Origin of the sequence: Mesorhizobium sp. M0701, assembly GCF_040320365.1 — a bacterium.
GTDB lineage: Bacteria > Pseudomonadota > Alphaproteobacteria > Rhizobiales > Rhizobiaceae > Mesorhizobium.
The window spans coordinates 22,133-36,704 of sequence record NZ_JAMYPO010000016.1 but is presented as its reverse complement, the minus strand read 5'-3'; the positions used below and the strand labels follow the sequence as shown (position 1 = coordinate 36,704).

Genomic DNA, 14,572 nt, shown 5'->3' with positions numbered 1-14,572 from the left:
GATCAGTCGCCATCCAATGACGAGAACCCGGCGGTCAGGCCGAATTCGGCGGTCAGCCTGGTGCCGATCAGGGTCGTCAGGCTGGATGTCACCAGCGAGAAATAGTCGAGCTTCTGGCGCAGCGCCGGATCGGCAAGTGCCTTGTCGATCGGTCCCCTGATCGCCTTGGCCGCCTCGATCCCGTTGGTGAGCTGGATGTGGACCGATTCTGCCATCCAGCGCGCATCGGCCGGCAGCGCGTCGCCAAGCTGCGAGGCCTGGAACAGCGTGTCCATGCCCGCCAGATTCCCGGTCAGCGAGCGGGCGGTGTTTTGCGAGCGCCAATAGATCGCCTGTTTCGGTTTGTCGGCCTCCGGCTTGGCGCCCAGGAAGCCTTTCAGGCGTACGTCGCGGACCATTTCCAGCTCGTTGATGAAGACGCCGACCAGTTCGGTCACCGCTTCAGTTCCGTCGTGGTAGAGCGCGTTCTGCGGACCCGGATTGGCCCAGAGCGCGGCAAAGCCGTTGGGCTCGTTCCAGGTATCGCCAACCTCGCCGGCAATCGTCTCGACATTGCCGGCAATGGCCGCACCGTAGGCGCAGCGATAGGCGTCGTCCCTGCCGACCAATTGACCGGCTCCGTCGCCGTAGAGGACGAATTCCAGTGCGCCGAGCCCTTGCATGGCGACGCTCTTTGTAGCCAGCTGGGCCGGATCGGCGGCTGTCGGATCCTTGCCGGCAAGTGCCGCCTGCACCTGCTTCAGGCCGATGCTCTTGCGGTCCGGCCAAAACAGCATGCGCTCAAGCCGGTTGTTTTCCGCGATCGGCCCGAAACGGATGATTTCCACCACCGACCAGGCATCCACGACACCGGCGAACTCGGCGCGTGCCGCATCGAGATTGTCTCGCGAGGGCGCTTGGCAAAGCGCGTGCATGGTCTTGGCCAAGCTGTCCGCATGGTCATGCAGTCTGGCATAGGCCGGGCGGACGAAGCCGTCGATCGCCCGCTGGATCACATCCGAAGCCTTCACCGCCGCGGATGCCGGCAGCGCACCGGCGAGGACCAGCATCAGAGCGAATGCAAGACGCTTCCGCATCAGAGCGACTCCAGAAACTTGATCAGCGCGGCGCGGTCGGCGGCATCGGCAGCGGCAAAGCGGTCACGCGCCTTCTGGCCCTCGCCGCCATGCCACAGAATCGCCTCGGCCAGGCTTCGTGCGCGCCCGTCATGCAGGAAGAAGGTGTTGCCGCTGACAGTCTGGGTGAGCCCGATGCCCCACAGTGGCGGCGTGCGCCATTCGCTTCCCGTGGCCTCGCCCACCGCCTGTCCGTCGGCAAGACCGGGTCCCATGTCATGCAGCAGGAAATCGGAATAAGGCCAGATCAGCTGGAAGGCCTGCGCCTTGTTCGGGGTGCCGCGACGGGTGACAAATTTCGGCGTATGGCAGGAGATGCAGCCCATATCGTAGAACAGTTTTTTGCCGGCGAGCACGTCCGGTCTGTCGAGATCGCGCCGGGCCGGCACAGCAAGGTTTTGCGAATAGAAGGTCACGAGGTCCATGACCGGCGGCGGCGCTTCGACCGGACCGAGGCGCTCCTGTACACCGTTAGGTAGGGCAAGGCAGGTCTTTTCCGCGGCGCTGCAATCGCCCCAGTGCTTCGGCACCTCAGGCGTCGAAATGCCGATATCGCCGGCAAAAGCGTCCGCCGATTGCTGGCGGATCGATGCCGCCTGCGCCTTCCAGCCGAAACGGCCGAGCGTCAGTTCACCGCTGCTGGCGTCGCGTATTATGTTTGGCCTGCCGGAAATCCCGTCACCATCGCGGTCGGCCGCATCGGCACGCGCAAGGATGTCGGCAGGAGCGATCTGCTCGACCAGGCCAAGACCGATCATCGGCGGTGTCATGCGCGGCGACAGCGTGGTGTGCGGATCGAGCGGCCCGTAGGCGAGACCGTCGACCGAATAGCTCGGCTTGCGCAGCGACACCGTGCTGCCGTCCGCCAATTTCACCTTCTCGTCCTGATAGTCGACATGCATCCTGCCTTCGCCCTGCAGGCCGGGAACGGCCAATTCCTGCAGCTGCGTGCCATAGACCGGGTCGGGAAAGTTGAGCACCTTGTGATCGGCGAGCGCGGCTTTCTCCTCCTCGGTACTGGCTTCCCTTGCCAGGCGCAGGAACATCGAGGTGGTGCCGCTGTCGCCTTCGGGCGGATGGCCGCGACCGTCCTTCAGATGACAGTTCTGGCAGGCGCGCTCGTTGAACAGCGGACCGAGCCCATCCGAGGCTTGTGTCGAGGATGGCGAGGACACCCAGTTCTTGCGGAAAATGGCATTGCCGAGCTTGAAGGTACCCTCTTCCTCGAAGCTGATGTTGGCGGAGGATTGCGAGAAGGCGTCCTTGTTGACGTCCTTCTTCGAGGTGCCGGCGCCGCCCTGCATCAGCTCGAATTGCTCGGGCTTGGAGAAATCGCTGGTCGGCCTGGTGATGGCGATGACGCGCGCCAGATCCTTCGGCGTCAGATCCGTGCGGCTGGTGGCAAGCCCCGCCGGTTGCGGCGCCCCGGCCAGCGCCGAGGCTGTGAGCGTCGCCACCACGGCAAGAAAGGCGCCGCGAAGGATACCGTATCGCGGAGGCGGCAGGCCACAATGCTCGGCCGGCCGCAAGCGGCGCATGAAATCTAGGGGGCGCCGCATTCCGGCATGTCCTTATTCCGCCTCGTCGGCCGACGCTGCGTTGAGTTGGCCGTACTTTTCTTCGCCGATCGAGGCGAGCAGGTCGAGTTGCGTCTCGAGGAAGTCGATGTGACCTTCCTCGTCAGCCAGCAATTCCTCGAACAGCTTCATCGTCACGTAGTCGCCTGCTTCGTTACAAACCTCGCGCGAACGCTTGTAGGCGGTGCGCGCGTCATATTCGCCGGCAAGATCGGATTCGAGCACTTCCTTGACATTCTGCCCGATGCGCAGCGGTGCCACGGACTGCAGGTTCGGATGGCCCTCGAGGAAGATGATGCGCGCCACGAGCCGGTCGGCATGGTGCATTTCCTCGATCGATTCAGCGCGTTCCTTCTTCGCTAGCTTGGCATATCCCCAGTCTTCCAGCAGCCGGAAATGCACCCAGTATTGATTGACCGCCCCAAGTTCCAGAAACAGAGCCTCGTTAAGCCGCTCTATGATCTGCTGTTCGCCTTTCATGGGTTCTGCTCCCGTATTGGACGCGCAGGCCTCTGACGCGATCCAGGTGTGAAACGATGTCCACGCCACTCGCCGCCGAGCGGGCATGGTAATTTTCGGTGACCCGAATGATCGTTTCGACCACATTTGGGAAGCAGCCGCAACAGCGACCGCGCTTGTGCATGGCGTGATAGACCTTCGCCGGCACGATCAGCTGCCAGGGGTCCTCATCCAGCAGTCCGACGATCGTCTGCTCTATCTCCTTTTCGGTGATGATGTTGCAATGGCAGATCAGCATTTGTCGCTCTGGCTAACGGCGCTTCGTTGCGTCGCGTGGCTGGTGGTTTCGATAGTCTATTGGAACACCTTGTCCGGTGAATCGAGGCTGTCCGAGCCCTCGAAGGCTATCGCATTGAGCTTCAGGGTACCGACGGCGCGTTCGATCGACTTGGTCTGATCGACCAGCGCGTCGATCGCCGCCTGCACAGTGGCATTGCCTTCCGTGTTGCCTTCTCCGATCTGCTGGTCATAGGCCTCGCCGGCAAGCGCCCGTGCCTTGATGGCCTCCATCTTGGCGACGGTGACGTCCAGTTTGTCCGACAATTCCTTGTCAACCGCCGGGTCGGCCGCCTTGACCATGTCGGCGACCGACGGCCCCTCGACGACAGTGCCGTCGAGCCGCTTGTAGCTGCCATGATAGGCGGCACGGATGCCGATCGCATCGTAAAGATGGGAGTTGTAGGTATTGTCGGAGAAGCAATCGTGCTCCTCTTCCGGGTCGTGCAACAAGAGGCCGAGCTTCATCCGCTCTCCGGCGAGCTCGCCATAGGACAGCGAGCCCATGCCGGTGAAGATGGTCGAAATGGCGGCGTTCGGCTCGCCATCGACAAGGTTCTTGCGGGCGGCGCCGCCTTCCTTCCAGTCGTCGACCATATCCTTTAGATCGGAAACCAGAAGGTCGCTCGCCGATTTCAGATACTGTCCGCGGCGGTCGCAATTGCCGCCGGTGCAATTGGCGAGGTCGTAATCGGTGTAGGGCCGTTCGCCGGCGCCCGGACCGGTGCCGTGTAAGTCCTGACCCCAAAGCAGGAATTCGATCGCGTGATAGCCGGTCGCCACATTGGCCTCGATACCGCCGGCCTCCTGCAGGGTGCCGGAGAGGAACTCCGGCGTCAGGTCGGTGGCGTCGACCTTCTTGCCGTTGATCTCGATCGACTTGTTGGCGATCACATTGGCGGTGTAGAGCGCGTTGGCGTCCGACTCAGTGCCGTAGCTCTTGGCGACATAGTCGATCAAGCCTTCGTCGAGCGGCCAGGAGTTCACCTTGCCTTCCCAGTCGTCGACGATGGCATTGCCGAAGCGATAGACCTCGGTCTGCTGATAGGGAACGCGCGATGCCTTCCAGGCCTCGCGGGCGGCGTTCAGCGTTTCGGCAGATGGCTTGGCGAGCAGCGCATCGACAGCCTTGTCGAGCGCCTCGGCCGCGATCAGCGAATCCTCGTATTTGGCGAGCGCAATGTCGGAATAGGTCTTGATGACCGCCTTGGCATCGGTTTGCGCCTTGGCCGGCAGCACGAACACGGCCGCCGTCAGCATTGCGGTGGCGCCGATCGCCGCAAGCCTGCCGCCATACCGTGCCGTGATCATCGTTCTCATGATTGTCTCTCCTCGGGAATCAATGAAATGCCGGCGCCTCGGCGGGCAGCTGCCAGCGGGCAAAGAAGGGTCGCGCCATCGCGGAAGAAAGACACCGAAATGCCTCCAATCGAAAGGGTTCAAGGCCCAGACATCAAAGGGATGCGCTGACGCGCGAGCTTCCATAAAACGGCGAAGACGCCGGATGTCAACTGGTGGCGTAGAAAAAATTCAATTGAAACAATAGTTTAGAATTATTCTAAACTAGAACTGTCAACTTTAACACCGACGTATGAGGAATGCCGGCGCATGACGCAGTTGACAGGCGGCCGTTCCGGGTGCGACCCGGATCGGCGCTCTTGCGGCGGCGCCGGACAATCGCCACCTGGCGAGACGTCCTAGATTTGGATGAGGAATCGGGCTGTTATGAAGAACGGGGTCGTCATTGTCGGTGCGGGTCATGCGGGCGTGCAAGCGGCCGCCAGCCTGCGCGAAGAAGGCTATGACGGCCCGGTGATCCTGGTCGGCGACGAAAACGAATTGCCCTACCACAAGCCGCCGCTGTCGAAGACCTTCATCAAGGATCAGCAAGCAAAGCCGCAGCCGTTGCGCGGCGAGGCTTTTTATACCGGCAGCGCCATCGACTTCCGGCCAGGCATCCGGGTCGAGCGGATCGACGTAGGCGGCCGCAGGCTGGAGATATCGGGCGGCGGTGTGTTGCCGTTTGACCGGCTGATCCTCGCCACCGGCGCGCGGCCGCGCCTGCTGCCGCTGCCGGGTTCGGAGCTTTCCGGCGTTGTGTCGCTGCGCTCGCTCGGCGATGCCCGCCTGATCCGCGAATTGAGCGCGCAAAGCGAGGAGGTCGTCATCCTCGGCGGCGGCTTCATCGGCCTGGAGATTGCCGCGACGCTCACCGCGGCAGGCCGCAAGGTTACGGTGGTCGAGGCGGTCGACCGGCTGCTCGGCCGCGCCGTGGCACCGGTCATCGCCGGCCATGTGCGCCAGCGGCTGGAGGCCACCGGTGTGCGCATCCTTACCGGCACCACCATCGAACGGCTGGAGGACGAGAACGGCCGTGTTTCGGCTGCAATCACCTCATCCGGCGAAAGATTGCCGGCGCAGATGGTCGTCATCGGCATCGGCGTCGTGCCGAATGTCGAACTGGCCGAAGCCGCCGGCATTGCCATCGCCAACGGCATCCGCGTCGACCAGCAGATGCGCACGTCGGTGCCGGAAATCCTCGCCATCGGCGACGCGGCGTCTTACCGGCACTGGTTCACCGGCGGCGACGTGCGGCTGGAATCGGTGCAGAACGCCACTGACCAGGCGCGGCTCGCCGCACGCACCATCGCCGGCCACACCGACAATTACTCGGCGGTGCCGTGGTTCTGGTCCGATATCGGTGACATGAAGCTGCAGATGGTCGGCCTGATTGCGGGTGGCGACAGCCATGTCGTGCTGGGCGACGTGGCCGAGAACAAATTCTCCATCTACCACTATGCTGGAAGCCGGCTGCTCGGCATCGAATCGGTCAACCGGCCCGGCGACCACATGCTTGGCCGCAAGATGCTCGGCGCCGGCTTTTCGCCGTCGCCGCAGATTGTCGCGACCGGGCCCGACGGGCTGAAGGCCGCGCTCGCCGCCTTCCAGCAGGCAGAGCCGGCCCGCGCGGCAGGATAAGATCAAACCCAATCACCCTGAATGACCGAGTTCGACCGGGAGCTTCAAAACATATAGCGAAGTAAAGGAAACAGCGGTATTTTGACCAATTGAAATTCGTCGGGGGGTGCTCATGGCTCTATATGTCATTGGCGCAGGCATGGGTCGCACTGGCACATATTCGCTGAAGCTCGCGTTGGAGCATCTTGGGTTCGGGCCGTGTCATCACATGGCAGATGTCCACGCCAATCCCGAGCAGAAGGCGCTGTGGCGCGCCGCCGGCCAGGGACAACTCCCGACCTGGGATGCGGCATATGCCGGCTATCTTTCCGCGGTCGATTGGCCAACGGCGCATTTTTGGCGCGAAGTGAGTGACCACTACCCTCATGCAAAGGTTATCCTGACAGTTCGTGACCCGGAAGCCTGGTATGACAGCATGGCGCAAACAATAGGGCTCACGATGGATGCTGCTACCAATGATCCACAGTCCTTTGGTGTGGCGGTGGTTGGAAACACTGTCTTTGGCGGTCGATTTGATAACCGTGATCACGCAATCGCTGTCTATGAAGCACATAACGCTTCCGTGAAATCAACGCTGCCACCTGAACGCCTTCTTACTTATCAGGCCTCCGAAGGGTGGGAGCCGCTTTGTGCCTTTCTCGGTGTACAGTTGCCTTCCGAACCGTTTCCACGCACCAATTCGACTGCCGAATTTCGTGCTCGCATAGGGCGTTGAACGGCGGCTTGCCACCTATCTCGGCCTTCGCCGCAGTTGAATCCTAGGCGATATCCTCGCCGCTCAGGCGGCGCGGGCCTCGCGGATCGAACTTTCCAGGATGTCGAGCGCCTCGTTCATGACTCCGTCCTGGATGGTGATCGGCGCGAGGAAGCGGATGACGTTGCCGTAGACGCCGCAGGTCAGCAGGATCAGGCCCTTGTCGAGCGCCTTCAGCCGGACCGCATTGGCGAGTTCCGGCGACGGCAGCCCCTTCGTCACATCGTTGAACTCGACCGCGTTCATGAAGCCGGGGCCTCTGATATCGACGATTTCCGGGGCTTCGTCGCGGATCGCTTGCAGGCGCTGCTTCAGACGGTTGCCCAGCGTGTTGGCGCGGTCGCAGAGCTTCTCCTCGTCGATGACGTCGAGCACGGCATGCGCCGCGGCGACGCCGATCGGGCTGCCGCCATAGGTGCCGCCGAGTCCGCCGGGGTTCGGCGCATCCATGATCTCGGCACGCCCGGTGACCGCCGCCAACGGGAAGCCGCCGGCCAGGCTCTTGGCCATGGTGGTGATGTCGGCCGCCACCTCGTGGTGGTCCATGGCGAACATCTTGCCGGTGCGGGCAAAGCCGGTCTGCACCTCGTCGGCGATCAGCAGCATGCCGTGCTGGTCGCAGATCTTGCGCAATGCGGTCATGAAGTCGCGCGGCGCCTCGTAGAAGCCACCCTCGCCCTGGACCGGCTCGACGATGATGGCGGCTACGCGGGCCGGATCGACATCGGCCTTGAACAGCCGGTCGAGCGCCGCCAGCGAATCGGCGACCGAGACGCCGTGCAGCGCCACCGGGAACGGTGCATGGAAGACATCGGCCGGCATGGCGCCGAAGCCGACCTTGTAGGGCACGACCTTGCCGGTCAGCGCCATACCCATGAAGGTGCGGCCGTGAAAGCCGCCGGAAAAAGCGATGACGGCCGGCCGGCCGGTGGCGTTGCGCGCAATCTTGATCGCGTTCTCGACCGCCTCGGCGCCGGTGGTGACAAAAATCGTCTTCTTGTCGAACTTGCCAGGCAGCATGCCATTCAGCCGTTCGGCCAGCCTGATATAGCTCTCATAGGGCACGACCTGATAGCAGGTGTGGGTGAAGCGGTCGAGCTGCGCCTTGACCGCTTCGATCACCCTGGGGTGACGGTGGCCGGTGTTGACGACGGCGATGCCGGACGAGAAATCGATGTAGCGGCGGCCTTCCACATCCCAGATCTCCGAGTTTTCGGCGCGATCGGCATAGATCTGAGTGGTCATGCCGACGCCGCGCGAAATCGACTGGCTCTTGCGTTCGGAAATGGCTGAATTTGTCATCGTATCCCTCACCGGGCCGGCGCCCGCTCTCGTTTGATGGCTGTTGATACTCTTCTGGGCTTATTTCAGGTTTTCCTCAAGTTGGCACTGGCGGCGGGCGATTGGGCCTGCGGTCCGGCAGCTACGCGATGATGGCCGGCACTATCGCCGGCGCAGCGATCATGCTGCTGTTCCTGCCGGCGCGCTATGCGGCGTGGTTCAGGTCAAGGAGCCGAAAGGCTGGAACGAGCTACCCGTTTTGGAGACCGGCGAACCGGTGCAAGGTCCGACTTAAGGCTTTGCCGGATCATTCGTTATCGTTGGAGGGTACAGGGCGCGACCTGGCTCGCTGCCATGGCGACGATTTTGACTCGCGCCAAGCATGCCAGCCTTCCGGCAAGTCGGCCAACGCAAGGATACTTTCATCCCGCTGCACAACGTTTTGCAAGCTGACAATCATTATGTCGCCTTCGTCAACAGGTCCAATTTCGCTGTTGTGGAATTGCCAACTGCCGTCGTCATCGTCATGCGAGACGTGTGCAATCCAGTCGCCGCGGGTAATTATGACCCGATCCAAAAACACCGCGACATTGGGCGGGTCTGGGAACGTCCATTGCTGCTTGGGAATCTCCCGAAGACAGTTGGTCCTGCGCACGGTGAGAAGCTTCAAGCGGTTCTCACAAACCCCTCGCTCGCCCTCAGCAGATTGCGCGTGTAGTCCTTGGTGACGCGGCGATCGACGAGGTCGCCGGCGCTGAGGTGCTCGACCGCCTCGCCGTTCTGCATCACCATCAGCCGCTCGCACATGTGGGTGATGATGGCTAGGTCGTGGCTGACCATCAGGAAGGTCAGCTTGCGGCGGCGCCTGAGCTCTTCCAGCAGGTTCAGCACCTCCGCCTGCACCGAAGCGTCGAGCGCCGAGGTCGGCTCGTCGAGCAGCAGGATCGACGGTTCCAGAATCAGGGCGCGGGCGATCGCCACGCGCTGGCGCTGACCGCCGGACAATTGATGCGAATAGCGAAAACGGAACCCGGTGCCGAGGCCGACCTCTTCGAGTGCCCGCTGGATGCGCTTTTCGCCGTCGGCGAAGCCGTGAATGGCGAGCGGCTCCTGCAGCAGGCGGTCGACGGTCTGGCGCGGGTGCAGCGAACCGTACGGGTCCTGGAAGACCATCTGCACCTCGCGGTAAAACGCCTTGTCGCGACGCGCGCCGAGCGTTTTGCCGTTGACCGCGATGGTGCCTGATGCGGCCGGCGCCAGGCCGGCGATTGCCCTGAGCAACGTCGACTTGCCGGAGCCGGACTCGCCGACCAGGCCGAAGGATTCACCGGATTCGACCTCGAGGCTGACGCCTTTCAACGCGCGGAAGCGGTCGAAGACCACCTCCAGCCTGTCGACGGAAAGGGCTGCCGTCATGCCGCCCACTCCGGCTTGCGGTCGAGCACCGGCAGCGGGTGACGGTCGGCGCCGATCTTGGGCATGCAGTTGAGCAGGCCGCGCGTATAGGGATGCTGGGCGCGGCCGAGCTCCGAGGCTTTGAGCTGTTCGACCACCTTGCCGGCATACATGACGATGACACGATCACAGAAGGACGAGACCAGGCGCAGATCGTGCGAGATGAAGATCAGCCCCATGCCGCGCTCGCTGACCAGCCGGTCGAGGATGCCGAGCACGTCGAGCTGGACAGTGACGTCGAGTGCCGAGGTCGGCTCGTCGGCGATCATCATTTCCGGCCCGGCGATCAGCATCATGGCGATCATGGCGCGCTGGCCCATGCCGCCGGAAACCTCGTGCGGATGCAGGTCGAAGACACGGGCCGGATCGCGGATCTGCACAGCCTCCAGCATGGCCAGCGCGCGGTCGCGGGCTTCGGCCTTGGAGACCTTCTCATGCGTGCGCAGCGTCTCGACGATCTGGCGGCCGATGCTCATCACCGGGTCGAGCGAATATTTCGGATCCTGCAGGATCATGGCGATACGCTTGCCGCGCAGCGCGCGGCGCTCGCGCGGCGAGGCGGCCAGCAGGTCGATGCCGTCAAAAGCGAGCGTCTTCGCGGTCACCTCGGCCTGCGGCGGGGTGACGCCCATGATGGCGCGGCCGGTCTGCGACTTGCCCGAACCGCTCTCGCCAACAATGCCGAGCCGCTCGCGGCCGAGCGAGAAGGAGACGCCGCGCACCGCCTCGATCAGGCCGGTGCGCGTCGGGAAGGTGACGCGCAGGTCGTCGACTTCGAGAAGCGTGCTCATTGGTCGCCACTCATTGGTCGCCACTTCGGGGATCGAGCGCGTCGCGCAGTCCGTCGCCGAGCAGGTTGAAGCCGAGGCTGACGATGAGGATGGCAAAGCCCGGAGCACCCGCCACCCACCACTGGTCGAGCACGAAGCGGCGGCCCGACGCGATCATCGCGCCCCATTCGGGCAGTGGCGGCTGCGCGCCGAGGCCGAGGAAGCCGAGGCCGGCCGCGGTCAGGATGATGCCGGCCATGTCGAGCGTCACCCTGATGATCAGCGAGGAGATGCAGAGCGGCATGATGTGGCGAAGCACGATGCGAAACGGCGAGGCGCCCATCAACTGCACCGCCTTGATATAATCGGAATTGCGCACCGTCAGCGTTTCGGCGCGGGCAATGCGCGCATAGGGCGGCCACGAGGTGATGGCGATGGCAAGCACGGCATTTTCGATGCCGGGGCCGAGCGCCGCGACAAAGGCCAGCGCCAGGATCAGCTTCGGAAAGGCGAGAAAGATGTCGGTGATGCGCATCAGGATCGCATCGGTCCAGCCGCCGGCATAGCCGGCGACGGTGCCGACCAGCAAGCCGATGGGCGCGGCGATAATGGCAACCAGAATGACGACGTAGAGTGTCCAGCGCGAGCCGAAGATGATGCGCGAATAGATATCGCGGCCGAGATCGTCGGTGCCGAACCAGTGCGCCGCACTCGGCGCCAGGAGCCGCGAGCCCTTGAGGTCGCCGAATGTCGGCGAATAGGGCGCCAGCACATCGGCGAATGCCGCGACCACCAGCAGGGCGACGATGATGAGCAGGCCGGCAAACGCCAGCCGGTTGGCGGAAAAGCGCCGCCACGCCACATAGGCGCGGCCGAGCCTCGCCTGCACGCGCGACGCCGGCCGCTCGCTGAGCAGCCAGTCGCGGCGGGTTTGAATCGCTTCCGTGCTCATCCTGCCTTGGTCCTCATCCTGCCTTGGTCCTTGGATCGAGCAGCCGGTAGAGCAGGTCGGAGAATAGATTGATGGCGATGAAGACCGAGCCGATGATGATCGTGCCGCCAAGCACGGCATTCATGTCCGCGTTCTGCAGCGAGTTGGTGATGTAGAGGCCGATGCCCGGCCACGAAAACACTGTCTCGGTCAGCACCGAGCCTTCGAGCAGCCCGGCATAGGACAGAGCGATCACCGTGACCATCGGCACCGCGGCGTTGCGCAGCGCGTGACCCCAGATGATGCGCGTTTCCGACAGGCCCTTGGCGCGCGCTGCGACGATGTATTCCTGGGTGAGTTCGTTCAGCATGAACGAGCGCGTCATGCGGCTGATGTAGGCGAGCGAGAAATAGCCGAGCAGCGAGGCCGGCAGGATGATGTGGCGGAAGGCATCGGCAAATACGTCCCACTGCCGCTGCCAGAGAGCATCCAGCAGGTAAAAGCCGGTAATCGGCGTGAAGGTGTATTCGTAGACGACGTCGAGCCGGCCGGGAAAGGCGACCCATTGCAGCTTGGCGTAGAACAGCACAAGCGCCAGCAGCCCCAGCCAAAAGATCGGCACGGAATAGCCGACAAGGCCGATGATGCGCACGATCTGGTCGATAACGCTGCCGCGCCGCACGGCGGCAAGCACACCGAGCGGCACGCCGATCACCGAACCGATCAATGTTCCCAATGTCGCCAGTTCGAGCGTCGCCGGAAAGGCGCGGCGGATATCGGTCATCACCGGATTGGTGGTCAGCACCGAGGTGCCGAAATCACCGTTCAGGGCATGTTTGACATAGATGTAGAACTGCTCGACCAGCGGCAGGTCGAGGCCCATCTCGCGGCGCGTTCGCTCGACGACGTTGGCCGGCGCCCGGTCGCCGAGCACCGCCAGCACCGGGTCGATCGGGATCACGCGGCCGATGAAGAAGGTCACCGCGAGCAGACCGAGATAAGTCGTTATCGCGATGACCAGGAACCGAGCGATCGATGAGGCCACGGCAACGGCGCGGGCGCCGCCGCGCCCTGCCGTCACCTCGCTTTCAACTACGCTCATACGGCGCGTCCGCCGGCATCACTCCCCGGCGTCACTCCTTCGAAACGGGGCCGACGAAGTTGGTGTCGAAGCTCGGGCCGAGCGCAAAGCCCTTGAGGTTCTTGCGCAGGCCGGCCACTTCCAGCTGCTGGTGGATGATGACGAAGGGGCTGGTATCGAGAATCTTCTTCTCGAGATCCTGGTACATTGCGGCGCGCTTGGCCGCGTCCTTCTCGAGCAGGGCGGCTTCGGTCTGCTTGGTCAAGTCCGGAATGTCCCAGGCGTTGCGCCAGGCCAGCGTCTTGGTCTTGCCTTCATCCGAATTGTCCGGGTTGCTGGCAAAGGTCTGGGCATTGGAGTTCGGGTCGAAATAGTCCTGGCCCCACTGGCCGATATAGATGTCGTGGTTGCGGGCGCGGTATTTGGTCAGCGTCTGCTTGCCGTCGCCGGGGATGATCTCCAGCTTGATGCCGGCCTGTCCCAGCGTCTGCTGGATCGATTCCGCCATCCCGGTAATCGGCTGGGTGCTGCGTACGTCCATGGTGACACTGAAGCCGTCGGCGAGGCCGGCCTTGGCAAGCAGTTCCTTGGCCTTGGCGACGTCGAGCTTAAAGGGGTTTTCGTCCAGCTCGCCGAGCACGCCCTTGGGCAGGAAGGTCTGATGGATCTCGCCGATGCCCTTGAGGATGGTCGAGCCCAACGCGTCGTAGTCGACGAGATATTTGAACGCCTGGCGAACCTCGGGCTTGGCGAGGTTCGGGTTCTTCTGGTTGAGGCTGATATAAAAGACCGTGCCCTTCGGCGCCGAGGTGGTGGTGAGATCGGCATTCTTGGCGATGGCATCGAGGTCGTTCGGCTCGAGATTGCGGGCGACGTCGATGTCGCCGGCTTCCAGCGCCAGGCGCTGGCCCGAGCTTTCCTTCATATTGCGATAGATGACGCGGGCAAGCTTGGCTTTTTCGCCGTAGTAATTGTCGTTGCGCTCAAGGACGACGGCCTCGTTGGCCCGCCATTCGCGCATTTTGAAGGCACCGGAGCCGGCGTAGCCGGTCTTCAGCCAGGCGTTGCCGAAATCATTGTCCCATTTGTAGTCGGCGCTCGGCGTGACCGCGGCGACATGCTCCTTGACCAGCTTGGCATCGACGACCGAGGCGACCGTCGCCGACAGGCAGTTCAGCACGAAGCTCGGCGCATAGGCCTTGTCGACGGTGAACTGGAACGTCGTGTCATCAACGGCCTTGGCTTTCTCGGTGACGTTGCCGCCATCGATACCGAACTGGCCGATAATAAAGGCCGGGCTCTTGTCGAGCTTGATGGCGCGCTCGAACGAATAGGCGACGTCCGCCGCTGTGATCGGATTGCCGGAGGCGAATTTGAGGCCGGGCTTGAGCTTGAACGTGTAGGTCAGGCCGTCGTCGGAGACGCTCCAGCTTTCGGCGAGATCGCCCTTGACCTTGGATGTGTCGCTGAGGTCGAGGCGTACCAGAAGATCATAGGTGTTGCCGGTGACCTCTGCGGTCGACAATTCGAATGCTTCGCCCGGATCCATGGTGATGATGTCGTCGATGGCGAAACCCTCGACCAGCGTGTCGGCGGGCGTGACCGCGAAGGCAGGCGCACCGGCCAGAAGCAGCGCGGACATGGCCGCGCCCGCGAGCAAGAAGCGGGAGCGTAGAGCAAACTTTTCCATCATCATTTTAACTGTTCCCTGTTTTTGTTGACCTGAGTTCCCGGCTCAGGGTTGTGGCATTTCTTGCCGCGTCGAACGGTGATCCCCGGACCGTTGTCTTGGCAATTTTTTGTGCGGTTCCGGTTCACCATATCCGGCGGTTTC

The 14,572-nt window shown here is 63.1% G+C and carries 14 protein-coding genes; 2 read left to right on the top strand and 12 right to left on the bottom strand.

The window, feature by feature from the left end:
- Positions 1-2: 2 nt before the first annotated feature.
- Genes NKI24_RS17245 through NKI24_RS17225 form a run of 5 tightly spaced genes read right to left on the bottom strand, consistent with a single transcriptional unit; the run spans position 3 to position 4,798 of the window.
- Positions 3-1,076, bottom strand: a complete 1,074-nt coding sequence (locus tag NKI24_RS17245) for an imelysin family protein (protein ID WP_352746903.1) — start codon at positions 1,074-1,076, stop codon at positions 3-5.
- Positions 1,076-2,674 (bottom strand): di-heme oxidoreductase family protein, encoded by a 1,599-nt coding sequence (locus tag NKI24_RS17240; RefSeq protein WP_352448589.1) that lies wholly within the window; start codon positions 2,672-2,674, stop codon positions 1,076-1,078. Before NKI24_RS17240 ends, NKI24_RS17245 begins: the two co-directional genes overlap by 1 nt.
- A gap of 12 nt (positions 2,675-2,686) precedes the next feature.
- Positions 2,687-3,172: a bacterioferritin gene (gene bfr, locus NKI24_RS17235; RefSeq protein ID WP_023676883.1), complete on the bottom strand. Its 486-nt coding sequence runs from the start codon at positions 3,170-3,172 to the stop codon at positions 2,687-2,689.
- A complete protein-coding gene (locus NKI24_RS17230; protein WP_023676882.1) occupies positions 3,138-3,449 on the bottom strand; it encodes a (2Fe-2S)-binding protein in 312 nt (103 codons plus the stop codon). Before NKI24_RS17230 ends, bfr begins: the two co-directional genes overlap by 35 nt.
- 56 nt (positions 3,450-3,505) lie before the next feature.
- Positions 3,506-4,798 (bottom strand): imelysin family protein, encoded by a 1,293-nt coding sequence (locus tag NKI24_RS17225; protein ID WP_502901468.1) that lies wholly within the window; start codon positions 4,796-4,798, stop codon positions 3,506-3,508.
- Between the two features lie 414 nt (positions 4,799-5,212).
- On the opposite strand from NKI24_RS17225, the gene NKI24_RS17220 reads away from it, so the two are divergent.
- Both NKI24_RS17220 and NKI24_RS17215 read left to right on the top strand, forming a co-directional pair.
- Positions 5,213-6,466 carry an NAD(P)/FAD-dependent oxidoreductase gene (locus tag NKI24_RS17220; RefSeq protein ID WP_352746900.1) on the top strand — a complete coding sequence of 418 codons (1,254 nt, stop codon included), beginning with the start codon at positions 5,213-5,215 and terminating at the stop codon, positions 6,464-6,466.
- Positions 6,467-6,578: 112 nt separating this feature from the next.
- Positions 6,579-7,181, top strand: coding sequence for a sulfotransferase family protein (locus NKI24_RS17215; protein WP_084643033.1), 603 nt, complete (start codon positions 6,579-6,581; stop codon positions 7,179-7,181).
- 63 nt (positions 7,182-7,244) lie between these two features.
- Here NKI24_RS17215 and NKI24_RS17210 read toward each other — a convergent pair whose 3' ends face one another.
- The 7 genes from NKI24_RS17210 to NKI24_RS17180 form a co-directional block, all read right to left on the bottom strand.
- Positions 7,245-8,522 carry a 4-aminobutyrate--2-oxoglutarate transaminase gene (locus NKI24_RS17210; RefSeq protein ID WP_352448587.1) on the bottom strand — a complete coding sequence of 426 codons (1,278 nt, stop codon included), beginning with the start codon at positions 8,520-8,522 and terminating at the stop codon, positions 7,245-7,247.
- A 286-nt stretch (positions 8,523-8,808) separates the two neighbouring features.
- A complete protein-coding gene (locus NKI24_RS17205; RefSeq protein WP_352746897.1) occupies positions 8,809-9,171 on the bottom strand; it encodes a hypothetical protein in 363 nt (120 codons plus the stop codon).
- Positions 9,168-9,917, bottom strand: coding sequence for an ABC transporter ATP-binding protein (locus tag NKI24_RS17200; RefSeq protein ID WP_352746894.1), 750 nt, complete (start codon positions 9,915-9,917; stop codon positions 9,168-9,170). Before NKI24_RS17200 ends, NKI24_RS17205 begins: the two co-directional genes overlap by 4 nt.
- Positions 9,914-10,747: an ABC transporter ATP-binding protein gene (locus NKI24_RS17195; RefSeq protein WP_254816190.1), complete on the bottom strand. Its 834-nt coding sequence runs from the start codon at positions 10,745-10,747 to the stop codon at positions 9,914-9,916. Before NKI24_RS17195 ends, NKI24_RS17200 begins: the two co-directional genes overlap by 4 nt.
- A 10-nt stretch (positions 10,748-10,757) precedes the next feature.
- A complete protein-coding gene (nikC, locus tag NKI24_RS17190; protein ID WP_352448584.1) occupies positions 10,758-11,678 on the bottom strand; it encodes a nickel transporter permease in 921 nt (306 codons plus the stop codon).
- 13 nt (positions 11,679-11,691) lie between these two features.
- Positions 11,692-12,759, bottom strand: coding sequence for an ABC transporter permease (locus tag NKI24_RS17185; protein ID WP_352448583.1), 1,068 nt, complete (start codon positions 12,757-12,759; stop codon positions 11,692-11,694).
- 31 nt (positions 12,760-12,790) lie between these two features.
- Entirely contained in the window at positions 12,791-14,434 is a 1,644-nt protein-coding gene (locus NKI24_RS17180) for an ABC transporter substrate-binding protein (protein WP_352613869.1), read from the bottom strand.
- Positions 14,435-14,572 lie beyond the last annotated feature (138 nt).

Bases quoted from the DNA above. Each gene is read 5' to 3' on its own strand.
- NKI24_RS17245 (WP_352746903.1), bottom strand. From the start codon at position 1,076: ATGCGGAAGCGTCTTGCATTCGCTCTGATGCTGGTCCTCGCCGGTGCG.
- NKI24_RS17240 (WP_352448589.1), bottom strand. From the start codon at position 2,674: ATGCGGCGCCCCCTAGATTTCATGCGCCGCTTGCGGCCGGCCGAGCAT.
- bfr (WP_023676883.1), bottom strand. From the start codon at position 3,172: ATGAAAGGCGAACAGCAGATCATAGAGCGGCTTAACGAGGCTCTGTTT.
- NKI24_RS17230 (WP_023676882.1), bottom strand. From the start codon at position 3,449: ATGCTGATCTGCCATTGCAACATCATCACCGAAAAGGAGATAGAGCAG.
- NKI24_RS17225 (WP_502901468.1), bottom strand. From the start codon at position 4,798: ATGATCACGGCACGGTATGGCGGCAGGCTTGCGGCGATCGGCGCCACC.
- NKI24_RS17220 (WP_352746900.1), top strand. From the start codon at position 5,213: ATGAAGAACGGGGTCGTCATTGTCGGTGCGGGTCATGCGGGCGTGCAA.
- NKI24_RS17215 (WP_084643033.1), top strand. From the start codon at position 6,579: ATGGCTCTATATGTCATTGGCGCAGGCATGGGTCGCACTGGCACATAT.
- NKI24_RS17210 (WP_352448587.1), bottom strand. From the start codon at position 8,522: ATGACAAATTCAGCCATTTCCGAACGCAAGAGCCAGTCGATTTCGCGC.
- NKI24_RS17200 (WP_352746894.1), bottom strand. From the start codon at position 9,917: ATGACGGCAGCCCTTTCCGTCGACAGGCTGGAGGTGGTCTTCGACCGC.
- NKI24_RS17195 (WP_254816190.1), bottom strand. From the start codon at position 10,747: ATGAGCACGCTTCTCGAAGTCGACGACCTGCGCGTCACCTTCCCGACG.
- nikC (WP_352448584.1), bottom strand. From the start codon at position 11,678: ATGAGCACGGAAGCGATTCAAACCCGCCGCGACTGGCTGCTCAGCGAG.
- NKI24_RS17185 (WP_352448583.1), bottom strand. From the start codon at position 12,759: ATGAGCGTAGTTGAAAGCGAGGTGACGGCAGGGCGCGGCGGCGCCCGC.
- NKI24_RS17180 (WP_352613869.1), bottom strand. From the start codon at position 14,434: ATGATGATGGAAAAGTTTGCTCTACGCTCCCGCTTCTTGCTCGCGGGC.